Genomic DNA, 16,324 nt, shown 5'->3' on the forward strand with positions numbered 1-16,324 from the left:
TATAGGTACGGAGTTAATTGAGGCCTGGGGCAATACCCTGGCCATCACCATCCACCTTAGATAACAGCTTTATCCCGAGGATCTTGGCAACGGTGGGGTAAACATCGACATTATCAAAAGCCGGCAGCATCATCCCCTTTTTAAAGGCTGGGCCCTCGGCCACAAAGAGGGCGCCCATATCCTTGGTGTAGGTGTAACCATGATTGCCGCCGATGCCGTGAAAGTCTTTCTTGTCTTTATCGGTAAACACCAACGGCGCCTGGGTCTCCAGGATAATATCGGCGATACGGGGGCTGTCGGTGTAATGGCGCTCGGCCAGATCGGCTTTTGACAGCAACTGATAGCGCGCATCACCCAGCAGCTTTTGCTTTTGCCGGGCGATGGCCATGGCATCGACGCCGGGCTTGGCGTACAGCATCAGCCGGGTACTGGCATTGACCACCTTGAAATCTTCGCTGATGGGCAACTTGCGATAATCAATGGCCTTATCGAGATCAACCGTCGACATGCCGTGGTCCGAGACCACGATAAGGTTCACCGGCTGGCTCACTTCACTTTTCAAACGGGCACGAAGCTCACCTATCAAGGCATCCACCTTTTTCACCGCATCCCGGGTTTGCGCCGCATCAGGCCCAAAACGATGGCCCATGGTGTCCACCAGTGAGAAATAACCCGCCACAAACTGCGGGCGCTGGTCGGCGGGCAGCTTCAGCCAGTCGACTATCTGGTTAATGCGCTCCTCGTAATCGGCCTGCTTCGAGTAGTGGTAGTAATAGTTGGGGGTCATGCCGCCGATAAGGGCGTCCGACTCGGGCCAGAAATAAGTGGCAGACTTCAGGCCATTAAGCTCGGCCAGGTTCCAAAGGGGAATGCCTTTAAGCCAGGTACTGTCCTTGCCGCCGTCGCCAAGGGAATAGCACTCCTGGCGCTGCTTGTCGCAAAAATGGTTATCAACGATACCGTGGTGAGTCGGGTAAAGCCCGGTGACCAGGGTCAGGTGGTTGGGGAAGGTTTTGGTAGGATAAGCCGGGCGCATTTGCTCGGCGCGGACGCCATCAGCCGCCATGGCAGCCAGGTTGGGCGCGCCGTGCTTTTCAATGTAGTCCCAGCGAAAGCCATCGAGGGAGATCATCACCACGCTTTGCTGCTCGGCCGCAGGGGTTTGTTTGCTGGCCGGCACACTCTGACAGCCCCCTAGCATCGCCAGGGCCAGTAAGCTCAGGGAAAGTTTATTCATGTTGCAATACATCCTGTTAGCCAAAGAGTCTTTCTATCAGGCCTGAATGACAAGCCAAGGAATAAACGCCAAGAGGCGCGGATATGGGTCAAACCGTCTGGTTGAGGTTCTGCCAGCGGCCAGGGCTTTGCCCCATGACCTGCCGGAACACCTGGCAAAAGGCGCTGACGGTGTCGTAGCCCACCGCCAGGGCGGCGTCGCTCACCCTGCCCCCCTCCCCCAGCAGCACTAGGCTGTGATGGATACGGGCCAGCTGCAGCCACTGGCCGTAACTCAGGCCGGTCTGCTGCTTGAAGTGCCGGGAAAAGCTGCGCCGCGATAACGCAACCTGGGTTGCCGCCAGCTCAAGAGGGGGCGCCAAAGCAGGGCTCGTGGCAATGGTTTCGCAAAGGGCTTTAAGGCGTTCCGAATAGGGCAGCGGCAGGCCAACCGACAGCGGCTTGGCCGCCTTGATTTCATCGCCAAGGGCCGCAAGACGCCGCTGGCTGACATCGCTCGGCACCTTTTGCGTCAGGGATTTGAGCAGCGCCTGGCAAAGCTCGGAGCCTTCAAAGACCGTCGGGTAGTCGAGCCAGTTACAACGCAGATAGAGGCTAAAGCCGGTGACCGGCGTTATCATCCGACCCCGGTGAGGTTCACGCCCCGGGAACCAGCCCATACGCCCGGCAGGCACCAGCCAGCGCCCGGCGGAGGTTTCCATACTGGCGCAGCCGCTGGTTACCCACATCAGCTGCGCTTCTTCGTGAGCGTGCCAGGCCATGCCCTTGCTGCGGTCGTCATGGAGGATTTTGATGCGCACATCCTGCATCGACTCCAGGGCGTTATCGCCAAGGTAATTGGCGATCTCCAGCACCGTGACATCTTGGCCAATCTGCAACATTTATTGGCAACCTATCGATAATGGGCAAAAGCCTTTCAAGGCTAACGTATCACCACAAAGGAGGGAAGCCATGAAACCGGAACAAGTACTGCCAGATGACCAAGACAAGCTGACCATTGCCGATGTCACCGTACGCAAGGGTACCGTTGGCGCCTTTTTGCATAATGCGAGGTTACTGATGAAAAACGACTTGAGCAAAAAAGCCCGTCGCCAGGCCGAAAAAGATACCCAGGAATTGCTGCCGGCCCTGGATGCCCTGGGCTTTTTTGAGGTGCTGGGAATACGGGATGAAATTTTATCTGCCTGTATCAACAGGCTGCGCCAGGCCCCCACAGAAAAGCCCGCATGATGCGGGCTTTTTTTTACAGGATACGGTTCTCGTTCCAGACCGCTTCCTTGGCCTTGCGCTTGGCTTCATCTTTGGCCATGCGCGCCTTGCGTTTGTCGCAAGGGTCCGGGCAATCACAGGCTTTTTTCATACCCAGGCCGCTAATACCGCCACAGGAGCCGGAGATGGTCTTCTTCTGGAAGATGTACCCGACCGCCATGGCCAGGATCACCAGCAGAAACAGGCCGAATGTATAAACAACAATCATCAGTGCCTCTTTACCGGATTGGCTTTGAGGGCGACAGTTTACCGCTCCTGGCCGCCCTTGTCAGTTTTGGTGGCTAAAAATACCCCGTTCATCTCGCCGTAATTTGCGCCACCAAAGAAAATGGCCAGCCACCAGGCCAGCCATTTTGGACGTTACATCGTGCTCAGACGCGGTTAGCCACCGAAGTCGTCCAGCAGGATGTTCTCGTCTTCAACGCCCAAGTCTTTGAGCATTTTGATGACGGAGGCGTTCATGATCGGCGGTCCACACATGTAGAACTCGCAATCTTCCGGCGCCGGGTGATCCTTGAGGTGGTTTTCATAAACCACGTTATGGATGAAGCCGGTGTAGCCATCCCAGTTGTCCTCGGGCTGAGGATCAGACAGGGCCACGTGCCAGTTGAAGTTGTCGTTCTCTTCCTGAAGCATGTCGAAATCTTCAACGTAGAACATTTCACGCTTGGAACGGGCACCGTACCAGAAGGTGATTTTACGCTTGGATTTCAGACGACGCAGCTGGTCGAAAATGTGGCTACGCATCGGCGCCATACCGGCACCACCACCAATGAACACCATCTCGGCCTCGGTATCTTTGGCGAAGAATTCACCGAAGGGACCGGAGATAGTAACCTTGTCGCCAGGCTTGCAGGACCAGATGAACGAAGACATCTTGCCGCAAGGCAGGCTCAGGTTGTTCGGCGGCGGCGTGGCGATACGGACGTTCAGCATGATGATGCCTTTCTCGTCCGGATAGTTGGCCATGGAGTAAGCGCGGATGGTGGTGTCGTCAACCTTGGACTCAAGTTTGAAGAAGCCAAAGCGCTCCCAGTCAGGACGGTATTCTGCCGGCACATCAAAGTCGCTGTACTTGATGTGGTGCGGCGGCGCCTCGATCTGGATATAACCACCGGCGCGGAACGGCACGGATTCGCCTTCCGGGATAGCCAGTTTGAATTCCTTGATGAAGGTCGCCTTGTTGTCGTTGGAGATAACAGTGCATTCCCACTGCTTCACACCAAAGATCTCTTCGGGCACTTCAATGTTCATGTCCTGCTTCACGGCAACCTGGCAAGACAGTCGGCAGCCTTCTTTGGCTTCGCGCTTGGAGATGTGCGACAGCTCGGTCGGCAGAATATCGCCGCCGCCATCGTTCACCGTTACGCGGCACTGGCCACAGGAACCGCCGCCGCCACAGGCGGAGGACACGAAGATACCGCTGGAGGCCAAGGCGCCCAGCAGTTTGCCACCGGCAGGCACGGTAATGGCCTTTTCCGGATCGTTATTAATGGTAATGGTCACGTCACCGCTGCTAACCAGCTTGGCACGGGCAACCAGGATGATGGCTACCAGTACCATGATGATCACGGTGAACATACCAACGCCGAGAATGATTTCCATCGACTTATCCTTTGCGTTTTGGGCGCGGCAAAGCCGCGCTTACAACTGAACCCCTGAGAAAGACATAAAGCCCAGCGCCATCAGACCAGCGGTGATAAACACGCTGCCCAGGCCACGCACGGCTTCAGGCATATCGGCATACTTGAGCTTCTCGCGGATACCCGCCAGCAGCACGATAGCCAGCATCCAGCCCACACCAGAACCGAAACCGAACACCACGGACTCGCCGAAGGTGTATTCACGCAGGGCCATGAAGGACACGGCACCGAAGATCGCGCAGTTAACGGTGATGAGCGGCAGGAAGATACCCAGGGCGTTGTAGAGGACCGGGAAGAACTTATCCAGGATCATCTCCAGGATCTGAACGATGGCCGCAATAACACCAATCCAGGTAATAAAGCTCAGGAAGCTCAGATCCATACCCTTAACCAGGGCATCGGGAGCCAGGATGTAATGGGTTACCAGTTGGTTGACCGGTACAGAGATGGTCAGAACCACGGTAACGGCAATGCCCAGGCCCATGGCAGTGGAGATCTTCTTGGACACCGCCAGGAAGGTACACATACCCAGGAAGAAGGACAGCGCCATGTTCTCGATGAAAATCGAGCGAACCAAAAGGCTGATGTAATGTTCCACAGCGATTACTCCTTAGGTTCTACTTGCTCGGGGCGGAAAGTGCGCAGGGCCCAGATGATACCGCCGATGATGAAGAAGGCGCTGGGGGGCAGCAGCAACAGACCGTTGGGCTGATACCAACCACCGTTCTTAATCAGCGGCAGCACTTCAAAACCGAACACGGTGCCGGAACCTAGCAGCTCACGGATAAAGCCGACGGTCAGCAGCATGGCGCTGTAACCCAGGCCGTTACCGATACCGTCCAGGAAGGACATCAACGGCGGGCTCTTCATGGCGTAGGCTTCGGCGCGACCCATCACGATACAGTTGGTGATGATAAGACCAACGAATACCGACAGTTCCTTGGACAAGCCATAGGCATAGGCACGCAGCACCTGGTCAACCACGATAACCAAGGACGCAATGATGGCCATCTGCACGATGATCCGCACGCTGTTGGGAATGTGGTTGCGAATGAGCGAGATAAACAGGTTGGAAAAGCCGGTAACCAGTGTCAGGGCGATACCCATAACAAAGGCTTTATCCATACGGCCGGTAACCGCCAGCGCCGAACAGATACCCAGCACCTGAAGGGCGATGGGGTTGTTGGCGAGCAGCGGCCCCAGCAGAACCTTTTTAATTTCTTTGCTGTTAGCCATTGTTCAATTCTCCGTTGCGGACGTTGGTCAGGAAGGGACCAAAGCCGTTGTCACCCATCCAGTAGGTAAAGGTGTGTTGAACACCGTTACTGGTCAGGGTGGCACCGGACAGGGCATCGATACCGTGCTTGTCACCGGGGGCTGCGCCACCTTTGACAACCTTGATGGCAGGCTTGCCATCTTTGCCGTAGATCTCTTTGCCAACCCACTTGGCGCGCCATACCGGGTTTTCTACCTCACCGCCGAGTCCGGGGGTTTCACCCTGCTCGTAGTAAGTCAAACCAGAAATGGTGTCACCATCGGTTTTCACCGCAACGTAGGCGTACATCATGGACCACAGGCCGTTGCCGTGAACCGGCACAACCACGGAAGTCACCTGGCCGGCGTCATCCTTGGCAAGGTAGACGGAGGCGTAGTTGGAGCGACGCTTGATGGACGCAACGTCCTCGTCAGCAGGCACTTCGGTGTTGAGCTTGGGATCTTTGGAGGCTTTGCGCTGGTCAAAATGGGCAGCGTCTTGGCCGTCCACTTCTTTAACGAACTTGCCGGTCTTGAGCTCGACGATACGCGGCTCGATATGAGCGGCATAGGCAGCACGCACTTCCTTAGCAGACATGCCGGGCTTGAGCAGGCCGGCGGCGTCGAGGATATGGCGCTGGTTATCCAGGCGCTTGTTTTGCTCCTGGGTCGGCTTCAGGGCCACAGCGGCGCCAGAAACCACCACCGAGCAAACCAGGCTGATGGCCAGAACAACACCGATAGTCTTGCCGATGCTTTCGTTGTTTTTAGACATTACGAGCGAGCCTCCGCTTGATGTTGGCCTGAACAACAAAGTGGTCAAACAGGGGGGCGAAGAGGTTGGCAAACAGAATGGCCAGCATCATGCCTTCAGGGAAGGCCGGGTTGACCACACGGATAAGCACTACCATGACACCGATCAGCGCGCCGTAAGCCCACTTACCGTTGTTGGTAAAGGAGGCAGAGACAGGGTCGGTGGCCATGAACATCATGCCGAAGGCAAAACCGCCCAGCACCAGGTGCCAGTACCAAGGCATGGCAAACATGTTGTTGGTATCGGAACCGATGGCGTTGAACACCAGAGACATCACCACCATGCCCACAAAGGTACCCAGCACGATGCGCCAGGAGGCAATGCGCAGGAAGATAAGGGCCAGGCCGCCAATCAAGATGGCCAGAGTGGAGGTTTCGCCCATGGAGCCTTGGATGTTGCCGTAGAAGGCATCCCACCAGTTGTTGTCCAGCACATACTGCAGCTGGCCGGCAGCGGCCTGGCTCAGGTAGGTTGCACCGGAGAAACCGTCAACGGCGGTCCAGACGCTGTCACCGGACATGTAGGCCGGGTAAGCGAAGAACAAGAAGGCACGGCCGGCCAGAGCTGGGTTCAGGAAGTTACGGCCAGTACCGCCGAAGATTTCCTTGGCCAGCACCACACCGAAGCTGATGCCCAGAGCCGCTTGCCACAACGGAATGGTGGGCGGCAGGATCAGCGCAAACAGGATGGAGGTAACGAAGAAGCCTTCGTTGATCTCGTGTTTACGGATAGAGGCAAACAGCACTTCCCAGAAGCCGCCAACGATGAAGACGGTGGCATAAACCGGGATGTAGAAGCAGGCGCCGTACCACATCATGCTGGCCCAGCCGGAGTCGGCGCTCAGCGAGCCGCCCAGAGCGTGGAACAGACCCACCTGCCAAACGTCGGCCAGGTGATAACCGGCAGCCAGGGCGTGTTGCGCCTGGTGACCGATGTTGTACATGCCGTAGAACATGGCCGGGAATACAGACAGCCAAACCAGGATCATGATGCGCTTGAGATCGATGGCATCACGTACATGGGTTTGGCCGCGGTTTACCTGACCAGGGGTATAAAAAATGGTCGCTGCCGCTTCATAAAGCGCATACCACTTTTCATATTTGCCGCCTTTTTCAAACTGCGGCTCGATTTTTTCCAAGAAGTTTTTCAGGCCCATGATTAACCTTCCTTCTCGATCTTGGTCAGGCAGGTACGCAGGTAGGAACCGTAATCGTACTTACCCGGACACACAAAGGTACACAGCGCCAGATCTTCTTCATCCAGTTCCAGAACGCCAAGTTGCTGGGCACTGTCGGTATCACCGGACAGAATGTCGCGCAGCAGCAGGGTCGGCAGGATGTCCAGCGGCATCACGCGCTCGTAGTTGCCGATTGGCACCATGGAGCGGGGAGAACCGTTGGTGGTGGTGGTCATGCCAAACACTTTCTTGCCGAAGTGGCCAAGGTAGGCACGGGTCACGGAGAACTTGTCACTGCCCGGAGCCAGCCAGCCGAAGAGCACTTTTTCGCGATCTTCAGACAGGGCGCTGACCTGCACGTGGTAGCGGCCAAGGAAGTCATGAGCCCCTTGAGCGATGGAACCGGTCAAAACGGTGCCAGACACCACACGGTTTTCGCCGTCAGTGAGCTCGCCGCTGGTCAGCTGGCTGATGTTGGCACCCAGTTGGGTACGCACCAGGCGCGGCTTTTTAACGCTGGGGCCGGCCAGGGAGATCACCCGGCTGCTATCGAGCTTGCCTTCGGTAAACAGCTTGCCGAAAGCGATGACGTCCTGATAACCAAGATGCCAGGCCACACGGCGCAAGGAGGCGCCGAACAGCTTGTGGATCTGGGTACCGACCAGGCCAGCCGGATGCGGGCCGCTGACGTCATGCACTTCCACTTGGGCGCCGGAAACGCTCAGGTCACTACCAGATGCCTTGCTGAGGTAAATCTTGCCATCAGTCAGGCGAGACAGCACGGTCAGACCGTTTTTAAAGGCCTCGAGCTGTTCTTTGATGATGATGGCAGGGTCAGCGGCAAGCGGATTGGTGTCCAGGGCTGAGATGAAAATGGCACCGGGAGCGCTGTCGATCGCAGGGATCTTGGAGTAAGGACGAGTTCGAAGGGCAGTCCAGAGACCGGACTCTACCAGTTGGTCAACCACAACCTGACGGTCAAGGCTACCAAGCTGGCCGGCGTCATAAGCCTGGAAGCTGACTTCTTCGTTGCCATCGATTTCGATAACAACGGATTGCAGCACCCGCTTCTCACCACGATTGATCGCAACTACCTTACCGGCAGCTGGCGCGGTGAATTTGACACCAGGGTTTTTCTTATCGTCAAAAATGATCTGGCCTTTCTTGACAAGATCACCTTCCCGGACGTGCATGGTCGGCCGCATGCCGATGTACTCTTCGCCCAGGACGGCAACGGTCTTGATGGCAGGACCATCGTGGATCACTTGCTCGGGCGCTCCACTAATAGGAACGTCCAGTCCTTTCTTGATGGTTATCATACGCACTTTGCACAACAGTTAAGGGAATTCTGTAGGCTGACCGCCACCCCGACTGTTGAACCGATCAAGGCGGCGAAAAAGCGTTTGTGTGTCGAAGTTTAACTTCGCTCTTATTACAAGCCGCATATTTTAGCACCCCTTGGCGCGACGTTACCATGGCTATTGAACGGCTTAGGGGAACTTTTCCACGCGTCCTGAGTCCAGTCGAATCGTCAGGCAGGGTAATAAAAAAGGGACCTTAGTCCCTTCCTTTCAGCCCCCGCAACAGACTGTTACGACTCATTAACCCAGTTTGGATCCCCCAAGACAGGCGGGAGAGGCCGGCACCTGGCCGTAATATTGCTGCCATTCTTCCGGGGTATAAGTGTGGAGCGCCAGCGCATGTACGGGGCCGGCCAGCTCTTCGGCCAAGGTATGATTGACCGCCCGGTGGCGGCTGACCAAACGCTGACCGTCAAACTCGGAGCTGACGATCACCACCTTGAAATGGGTCTCGGCATCAGCGGGAACCGAATGCATGAAGGACTCGTTACTGACCTCCAAGTGCTCGGGCTTGAACGCAACATGCAACTTGTCTTCGATGTGACGCTGAACGGACATAGGCTCACTCCTTCTGGCAAGGGTCGGTTTGTACGCCCTCACGGGTCCCGATGCAAGGGGTACACCTGACGAAACGTAAGGCTGATACGCCCCTGTGTCACCCTTGCTCTGGTCGGCAAACTGTGTTGCCACTGCTGCTGTAGCCCGGCTCCCATCACCAGCAGGCTACCGCTTGGCAACGCCACCTTGAATCCTTCGCCTTTCCCCCTTGGCTTGAACGCCAGTTCCCGCTCGGCGCCAAGGCTTATCATCGCTATCACCGGTGCCAGCTCGGCTTCATCGTCACTGTGCCAGCCCATATGGTCCTTACCGTCACGGTAGTGGTTGGCCAGGACAGAGTTAAAGGGCTGATGCAGAAAAGCCGACAGCTCATACGCCCAGTGCCGCAACAACGGATGCCAAGGGTGCGGGCTAAAGGCGCTGGACGAATAAGTATAGTGCGCCGCTTCGTCGCCAACCCAGCTTTGCATCCTTGGTATGGGGTGACTTTTACCAAAAACCGTGAGCTCGGGCTGGGCCCATTTGAGCTCGGCCCGCAACAGCGCAAAGGCTTTGGCCGCCTCATCATCACCGAGCACCGCCGGCCAAAGCGCCAGCGTATCGGGAGGCAGATGAGGCTGTACCGCGTGGGGCAATGTGTCAAAATGCAGCTTTACGTCCTTTGGAACCTGGCTGTGCTCGCCCTTACCCATACACTTCCTCAACTACAACGTTTTTCCGGCAACCCCAAGGACGATCTGCATGCCTTTGACAGTGCCGACGAATACCTTTTGCAAAGTCTACTGCCCCAGGGGCTCGATAGCAGCAGGCCGATACTGATATTGGGCGACAACTTCGGCGCCCTGACCTGCGCCCTGGCCGAGTTCAAGGTCACCAGCGTCAGCGATTCCGTGGTCAGCCACAATGCCATTGCCGCCAACCTCAACGCCCTTGGCCGCCAGGCCGCGCTTGTGGACCCGCTGGCCCCCTGGCCGGCCGAGCCACAGTTGGTGCTGGCCCGCATTCCCAAGCAGCTGTCGCTGCTGGAGCTGTGGCTGGCAACCTTAAAGCCGCTACTGGCCAAAGACACTTTAGTGCTGCTGGCCGGCCGCGACCGTGACATTCCGGCCAGCGCCGAAGCCATGATAAGCCGCCATATCGGCCCAACCGAGAAACTGCTGGGCTGGAAAAAGGCCCGCACCTTTGTCTGCCAAAGCGACGGTAAAGCGCCGCTGCCATTGCCGCCGCCCATCAGCTGGCCGCTGGAGGGTACCGGCTTTACCTTGAGCCACTTTGCCAACGTTTTTTCCCGCCAAAGCCTCGATATCGGCGCCAGACTGATGCTGGCCAACCTGCCCCAGGGCCGTTTTGATAAGGTGATTGACCTTGGCTGCGGTAACGGCGTGTTGGGGCTGATGATGGCCAGCCAGTATCCTGATGCCCATTACAGCTTGGTGGACGAATCCTACCTGGCGGTCGCTTCGGCTCGCCACAACCTGTCACAGAACCTTCCCGAGGTTAAGGCAGACTGTGTCGCCAACGATTGCCTCAGGGGCTTTACCGCCAGCAGCGTCGATTTGGTGCTGTGCAATCCGCCTTTTCATCAGCAACAGGTCATTACCGATCACATAGCCTGGCAGATGTTCAAAGACGCCTTCAGGGTGCTGCGCCCCGGCGGGGAATTGTGGATAGTCGGCAACCGGCACCTGGGTTACCACCTCAAGCTCAAACGCCTGTTCGGGGGCTGCAAGGTGGTGGCTTCAGACCGCAAGTTCGTGATTTTAAGAACCATAAAAAGGAGAACCTCATGAGATACCTGCTTCTGACCGCCCTGCTGCTGGCCGGCTGCGCTACCCTGCCCAAAACCGCCTGGCTCGACCCGCAAGCGCCGGCGGTCACCCAGGCCTCATCGAGTCTGGTGCCCATTCGTTTTGATTTTCAGGACAACCGGGCCGACCAAACCGTACTCTTTTTGCCCAAGGGCAATGTCAGCAGCGACCCAGGCCTGGATGAGCGCCTGGCCAGCCGCCTGCGCCAGGGACTCAAGGCTCACGGTTACAGCGTGCAGCCCGGCACCGGTGCCCGCCTGTCGGTGCGGCTTATCAGTGTTGAAGCGGTGGTGACCGAAGGCATGGCCAGCCACAGCAGCAAGCAAAAAGTGGTGATGGAGGCTTACGCCGAGCGTGACGGCCAAACCATGACCAAACGCTTTACCAGCACCGGCAGTTTCGAAGCGCCCTTGGGGCCCGACCTTGGCCGCCTGGAGCAAGAGCTCAATAACCTGCTGGAGCAGAACATGGGTTCGCTGATTAATGACCCCGAGCTCACTCGCCTGTTCTCGGCCTGAGCTACACTGGCGGCAGAACCTACTGTTATTGACCTCCATGGTATCTGTCGCCCTTATCTTCGATCCTCTCGCCAGCGCCGCCATCCAAGACTGCCTGGCCCGCTGGCAAGGGCTATGGCCCGAGTCGCGGTTGCAGCGCCAAGGCCCCTTTCTCCTCTTTGCCAGCAGCCCCCAGGCACTGGTGGGAAACGCGTTGGTAGTGGGCCAACCGGTTCCCGAGCAAACGCTGCCGGCGCTCTTGGAAAAACCCCTTGGCCACCTTGGCGCCTGCCAGGGACCCTTTGCGCTGCTTGCCCCTATCGGGCCTTGCTACCTTGCAAGCTCTGATGCCAGAGGCCTGGTACCCCTTTTTAAACGTCAGTTAGGACAAAGCTGGGCCATCAGCTCCAACCCGGCGCTACTGCTGGATTTAGCGCCGGCCAAATTAGTGCCAGAGGCCCTTTTTGACTGCCTGACCCTCGGCGCCCCCCTTGGCAACGAATTGTATTTTGAAGGCATCAAGGTATTGCCCTGCGGCCAATACTGGCTGGATGGTCGCGCTTACCCTTACCCCAAACTGCATCCGGCCGAAGGCAAAGATTTGCGCCCCACCCTGCCTTGGCGCATGGCCGACGAAGGCCTGGGCGATATCAGCCCACCTCCCGCCACTCGCCTAGCCAAATGGCTGCTGGGCAGTAGCGAAGACGGCCTTCGCCGCCAGCGCTTTCGGCTAAACCACCTGGAGCACAGCACGCCACAGGCCCTCAAGGCCGAGCTTTGGCGCTGGTATTGGCTGGGTAAAGCAGCGCGAGAAGGCATTGAGCTGCACCAATGGTCTTTACCACACCTTGAGGCGCAGCTGGCCCTGTTCCCTCCCCTGCCAGACACCGCCTCAAGGTGGTCTTGGCTCAGGCACAATCTCAACTGGCAGGCCATCAAGGCAGGCCTGTCTCCAAGCGCTGGCGCCATGCGCTTGGCAACCGAACATTGGCTTTTCAACAAGGCCCCGTTAACCTGAGCCCTTTTTCAAGACCGGAGAATTTCATGAGAAGGCTTCTCGCCGCCTGCCTTTGCCTGGCCAGCTTCCTTGGCCAAGCGGCCACCACCAAGACCGACGATCTGCAACCGGATAACCTCTTTCCCCAAGTGAAGATGGAAACCAGCATGGGCGATATCGTCGTTGAGCTGGACCGCACCAAGGCGCCTATCACCGTCAATAACTTCCTGCGCTACGTGGTGGACGGCACCTACAACAACACCGTTTTCCACAGGGTTATCAAAGGCTTTGTGGTACAAGGCGGCGGCTACGACGTGAAGTACAACGCCCGCAAAGAGCGTGAGCCTATCTTCAACGAGTCAGGTAACGGCCTTAAAAACCGGCTGGGCACTATCGCCATGGCCCGCACCGATGACCCCCACTCGGCTACCAGCCAGTTTTACTTCAACATGGCCGACAACGATGGCCTGGACCCAAGCCCGCGCCATTGGGGCTACACGGTGTTCGGTGAGGTAATGGACGGCCTGGACGTGCTGGAGAAAATTGAAACCGTGCCCACTGAATACAACAGCGCCATCAGTTCGCCCGATGTGCCTACGGCGCCAGTTATGTTGAAAAAAGTCACCTTGATGAAGCCTCAGTTTTAAGTTTGTGAAGAAATTCAAAACTGAGTGTTTTTTCGCTATGCCCTTAACTTCTGCCTCTACAATGAAGCAGATGATTAATGCATACATTAGCGAAACCAATGTGTCCCTAAGCCGTTTTATCAGCGACAAAGTGCCGGAACTACTGGCCCTTGCCGATGCTCTGCTGGCCTACCGCCTCAGCACTGAAGAGTTGGAAAACGGTATCTGGGATCTGATGGAAGGCTGGCTCTCCCTGGGCCAGCCGAAGACCGCTACCCCCAGTGATAAAGAAAGGGTGTTCTGGGACCTGCTGGGTATGATGCATCGCCACGCGCCTTACCAGCTAAGAGGGCACATGGCACTGCGCCAGCAACTGACCAGTCGCATGGATTTTCTGCGTCTGCCCTCGGCCCCCCTGCCTGCCAACCTGTCTACCCCGGCGCTATAGGTTTACCTAACCGGGCAGTTGTGATTACCTTGCCAGGCCACCGGCCCTGTTTGAGCAAGGACTTCCATTGACAGACCAACCCTGGTGGCGACTGGTATTCAGTCGCCGCATGATGCTGTGTGTTTTAACCGGTTTTGCCTCCGGCCTGCCGCTGTTCTTTTTATTCCAACTAGTGCCAGGCTGGCTCAGAGACCAACAGGTCGACTTGGGCACCATCGGGCTTTTTGCCCTGGTGCAATTTCCCTACACTTGGAAGTTCCTGTGGTCACCGCTGATGGACAGGTTCGAGCTGCCGCTTTTGGGGCTGCGCCGCGGCTGGATGCTGCTCACCCAACTGGGCCTGTTGCTGGCCTTGGGGTCCTTTGCCTTTATCTCCCCGCAAAACGGCCTAAGCATGGTGATCGTCGCCGCCGTGCTGGTGGCGGTGTTTTCCGCCTCCCAGGATATCGTTATTGACGCCTTTCGCCGGGAGATCCTCTCAGACCAGGAATTGGGACTTGGCAATGCCGTGCACATTAACGCCTACCGCCTGGCAGGGCTGGTGCCGGGCTCCTTGTCGTTGATCCTGGCCGACCACCTGCCCTGGTCCACGGTATTTTTAATTACCGCCGCCTTTATGGGCGTAGGGTTACTGCTCACCGCCATTGCCCCCGAGCCGGCACACGAGCGCCACCCCATGAGCCTCGAGCAGGCAGTGGTGGAGCCGTTCAAGGATTTTTTCAGCCGCCACGGCGTGCAGCATGCCGTCGCGGTGCTGGTGTTCATGGTGCTCTACAAGCTCGGTGACAACATGGCGGTGGCGCTGCAAACCCCCTTTTACATGGACATGGGTTACAGCAAGTCGGAGATAGGCCTGGTGGCCAAGCACGCCGCCCTGTGGCCGGTGCTGGTGGGTAGCCTCATCGGTGGCCTGGTGATGCTCAAAGTCGGTATCAACCGCTCCCTTTGGCTGTTTGGGGTGGTGCAGTGCGCCAGTATCTTCGGTTACGCCTTGCTCGCTTCTCTTAATCCCGAGGCCCGCAATCTGTGGTGGCTGGCCGGGGTGGTAGGAGCCGAATACTTAGGGGTGGGCCTGGGGGCTGCGGCCCTGACCGCCTATATCGCCCGCGAGGCCAGCCGCACCTACCTGGCTACCCAACTGGCGCTGCTGACGGCGCTCACCGCCGTTCCCAGGGTTATCGCCAACGCCGCGACTGGCTACATGGTGGAATCTATGGGCTGGGTGCACTTTTTTATGCTGTGCGCGCTGGTGGCCATTCCCGGCCTGTTGATGCTGCCCAAGGTTGCCCCTTGGGCTCGCCGCCAAGATTGAGCAACACTTTGTTCACCGTTGAGCAAGGCGTCAGCCACTAGGTTAGACTGGCGCGAATCGAACAACGGAGACCGGATGCAGGCTGTGCTGCTCTCACCTAGAACCTATCAAATTCTGCTGGCACTGGCGCTGCTTACCACGGCGCTTTTTGCCATTACCAAAAGCAGCTATCCCCAACCCGGTGGCGACAAGACCATGCACGCCACCGCCTTTTTTGTGTTGAGCCTACTGACCTACGGTGCCTGGCGCCGCTACTTGCTCCCCCAATGGCTGGGCCTGGCAGCTTACGGCGCCCTGATTGAGCTGGTGCAGTGGTACCTGCCCTATCGCGATGCCAGCCTCTATGACTGGTGCGCCGACATGGTCGGTGTCGCCATCGCCTACAGCCTGGTGCTCGTCGTACGCAAATGGCCAAGATAGGTATTTTGGGCGCAGGCGCCATAGGTCGCCTGGTGGCCCAGCGCCTGAGAAAGGCAGACCAAGAGGTCACCCTCAAAGGCCGCGAGCCCGTTCAAGAAAACGACGCCGAGCTGTGGCTTATCTGCACCAAAAGCTATCAGGTTAAAGAGGCGGTGGCCGCCCTGTCACCGCCTTGTGACGTGCCACTGGTGTTGCTCTGTAACGGCCTTGGCCCCCACCAAACACTGGCCGGGCTTGTGAGCAACCCCCTTTACCTTGGCACCACCACTTATGGTGCCCGCAAAAGCGAAGGGGCAGTTGAGATGACAGGCCGGGGCCAATGCTGGTACGGCCATTACCGGGGCAGCAAAGCGCAGCTGGGGTTGGTGCACCGCGTCCTAAACCTGGCGCTGCCACCGGCGCAGTGCTTTGACAACGTATTGGCTCCCCTTTGGCGAAAGCTGGCCATCAACGCGGTGATAAACCCGCTGACCGCCCGCGATAAGGTGGCCAACGGCGCTTTGCTGGCAGATACCTATCAGGCCGAGATAACGGCTCTGGTCACAGAAATGCTGCCGGTACTGGCCGCAGAAGGACAGGCCTTTACTAAAGAGGCCCTGGTGGCGCAGATCCTTGCCGTAGCCGAAGCCACTGCCGCCAATACCTCGTCGATGCTGGCCGACCGCCTGGCCCACAGGCGCACCGAGATTGACGCCATCAATGGTTATCTTTGCCAAAAAGCGCAGATGCAGGGGCTTAGCACCCCGCGCCACCTGGCGCTTTGGCAGCAGATAACGGCGCTAGGCGAGCATTAAAAAAGCCCGGCAGTTGCCTAATGCCAGTCAGTTAAGCTGACTGGCATTTTTTCTTTCTCGCTGGATACTTGCTGTATTTTGGCCGGATGCAGCGTGGATATGACCGGTCT

At 57.7% G+C, this 16,324-nt stretch carries 20 protein-coding genes; 9 read left to right on the plus strand and 11 right to left on the minus strand.

Annotated elements, in window-relative coordinates:
• Positions 1-13: 13 nt before the first annotated feature.
• Positions 14-1,237: an alkaline phosphatase family protein gene (locus tag EDC28_RS19700; protein ID WP_123422723.1), complete on the minus strand. Its 1,224-nt coding sequence runs from the start codon at positions 1,235-1,237 to the stop codon at positions 14-16.
• A gap of 88 nt (positions 1,238-1,325) precedes the next feature.
• A complete protein-coding gene (locus EDC28_RS19705; protein ID WP_123422724.1) occupies positions 1,326-2,117 on the minus strand; it encodes a helix-turn-helix domain-containing protein in 792 nt (263 codons plus the stop codon).
• Positions 2,118-2,187: 70 nt separating this feature from the next.
• Between EDC28_RS19705 and EDC28_RS19710 the strand changes: the two genes are divergently transcribed.
• Positions 2,188-2,466, plus strand: coding sequence for a hypothetical protein (locus EDC28_RS19710; RefSeq protein WP_123422725.1), 279 nt, complete (start codon positions 2,188-2,190; stop codon positions 2,464-2,466).
• Positions 2,467-2,479: 13 nt separating this feature from the next.
• Here EDC28_RS19710 and nqrM read toward each other — a convergent pair whose 3' ends face one another.
• The 9 genes from nqrM to EDC28_RS19755 all read right to left on the minus strand — a co-directional run bounded on the left by nqrM (position 2,480) and on the right by EDC28_RS19755 (position 9,947).
• Positions 2,480-2,713, minus strand: coding sequence for a (Na+)-NQR maturation NqrM (nqrM, locus tag EDC28_RS19715; RefSeq protein WP_083445973.1), 234 nt, complete (start codon positions 2,711-2,713; stop codon positions 2,480-2,482).
• A 173-nt stretch (positions 2,714-2,886) separates the two neighbouring features.
• Positions 2,887-4,110 carry an NADH:ubiquinone reductase (Na(+)-transporting) subunit F gene (nqrF, locus tag EDC28_RS19720; protein ID WP_050660248.1) on the minus strand — a complete coding sequence of 408 codons (1,224 nt, stop codon included), beginning with the start codon at positions 4,108-4,110 and terminating at the stop codon, positions 2,887-2,889.
• A gap of 39 nt (positions 4,111-4,149) precedes the next feature.
• Entirely contained in the window at positions 4,150-4,746 is a 597-nt protein-coding gene (gene nqrE, locus EDC28_RS19725; RefSeq protein ID WP_050660247.1) for an NADH:ubiquinone reductase (Na(+)-transporting) subunit E, read from the minus strand.
• A gap of 5 nt (positions 4,747-4,751) precedes the next feature.
• Positions 4,752-5,384, minus strand: coding sequence for an NADH:ubiquinone reductase (Na(+)-transporting) subunit D (locus tag EDC28_RS19730; protein WP_050660246.1), 633 nt, complete (start codon positions 5,382-5,384; stop codon positions 4,752-4,754).
• Positions 5,377-6,177: a Na(+)-translocating NADH-quinone reductase subunit C gene (locus tag EDC28_RS19735; protein WP_050660245.1), complete on the minus strand. Its 801-nt coding sequence runs from the start codon at positions 6,175-6,177 to the stop codon at positions 5,377-5,379. The genes EDC28_RS19730 and EDC28_RS19735 overlap by 8 nt, the downstream gene beginning before the upstream one ends.
• The gene (locus tag EDC28_RS19740; protein ID WP_050660244.1) at positions 6,170-7,372 is read right to left on the minus strand and encodes an NADH:ubiquinone reductase (Na(+)-transporting) subunit B; all 1,203 of its coding nucleotides are present in this window, start codon (positions 7,370-7,372) and stop codon (positions 6,170-6,172) included. The genes EDC28_RS19735 and EDC28_RS19740 overlap by 8 nt, the downstream gene beginning before the upstream one ends.
• Positions 7,373-7,374: 2 nt before the next feature.
• On the minus strand, positions 7,375-8,712 hold the full coding sequence (locus EDC28_RS19745; RefSeq protein WP_050660243.1) for a Na(+)-translocating NADH-quinone reductase subunit A: 1,338 nt from the start codon (positions 8,710-8,712) through the stop codon (positions 7,375-7,377).
• 282 nt (positions 8,713-8,994) lie between these two features.
• On the minus strand, positions 8,995-9,312 hold the full coding sequence (gene bolA / locus EDC28_RS19750) for a transcriptional regulator BolA (protein ID WP_050660242.1): 318 nt from the start codon (positions 9,310-9,312) through the stop codon (positions 8,995-8,997).
• 38 nt (positions 9,313-9,350) lie between these two features.
• Positions 9,351-9,947 (minus strand): alpha-ketoglutarate-dependent dioxygenase AlkB family protein, encoded by a 597-nt coding sequence (locus EDC28_RS19755; RefSeq protein WP_050660241.1) that lies wholly within the window; start codon positions 9,945-9,947, stop codon positions 9,351-9,353.
• Positions 9,948-9,956: 9 nt separating this feature from the next.
• On the opposite strand from EDC28_RS19755, the gene EDC28_RS19760 reads away from it, so the two are divergent.
• The 8 genes from EDC28_RS19760 (at position 9,957) to EDC28_RS19795 (ending at position 16,214) form a co-directional block, all read left to right on the plus strand.
• Positions 9,957-11,102, plus strand: a complete 1,146-nt coding sequence (locus EDC28_RS19760; RefSeq protein WP_244946618.1) for a methyltransferase — start codon at positions 9,957-9,959, stop codon at positions 11,100-11,102.
• Positions 11,099-11,638 (plus strand): YajG family lipoprotein, encoded by a 540-nt coding sequence (locus EDC28_RS19765; RefSeq protein WP_050660239.1) that lies wholly within the window; start codon positions 11,099-11,101, stop codon positions 11,636-11,638. The genes EDC28_RS19760 and EDC28_RS19765 overlap by 4 nt, the downstream gene beginning before the upstream one ends.
• A 37-nt stretch (positions 11,639-11,675) precedes the next feature.
• Positions 11,676-12,635 carry a hypothetical protein gene (locus EDC28_RS19770; RefSeq protein ID WP_050660238.1) on the plus strand — a complete coding sequence of 320 codons (960 nt, stop codon included), beginning with the start codon at positions 11,676-11,678 and terminating at the stop codon, positions 12,633-12,635.
• A 134-nt stretch (positions 12,636-12,769) separates the two neighbouring features.
• Positions 12,770-13,261: a peptidylprolyl isomerase gene (locus EDC28_RS19775; protein ID WP_336391569.1), complete on the plus strand. Its 492-nt coding sequence runs from the start codon at positions 12,770-12,772 to the stop codon at positions 13,259-13,261.
• Positions 13,262-13,331: 70 nt separating this feature from the next.
• Positions 13,332-13,688 carry a hypothetical protein gene (locus EDC28_RS19780; RefSeq protein ID WP_050660237.1) on the plus strand — a complete coding sequence of 119 codons (357 nt, stop codon included), beginning with the start codon at positions 13,332-13,334 and terminating at the stop codon, positions 13,686-13,688.
• Between the two features lie 67 nt (positions 13,689-13,755).
• On the plus strand, positions 13,756-15,000 hold the full coding sequence (locus EDC28_RS19785; RefSeq protein WP_244946619.1) for an AmpG family muropeptide MFS transporter: 1,245 nt from the start codon (positions 13,756-13,758) through the stop codon (positions 14,998-15,000).
• A gap of 75 nt (positions 15,001-15,075) precedes the next feature.
• Positions 15,076-15,420, plus strand: a complete 345-nt coding sequence (locus EDC28_RS19790; protein ID WP_050660235.1) for a VanZ family protein — start codon at positions 15,076-15,078, stop codon at positions 15,418-15,420.
• On the plus strand, positions 15,408-16,214 hold the full coding sequence (locus tag EDC28_RS19795) for a ketopantoate reductase family protein (RefSeq protein WP_123422727.1): 807 nt from the start codon (positions 15,408-15,410) through the stop codon (positions 16,212-16,214). The genes EDC28_RS19790 and EDC28_RS19795 overlap by 13 nt, the downstream gene beginning before the upstream one ends.
• The last annotated feature ends 110 nt before the right edge of the window (positions 16,215-16,324 follow it).

This window comes from Gallaecimonas pentaromativorans (assembly GCF_003751625.1).
Lineage (GTDB): Bacteria > Pseudomonadota > Gammaproteobacteria > Enterobacterales > Gallaecimonadaceae > Gallaecimonas > Gallaecimonas pentaromativorans.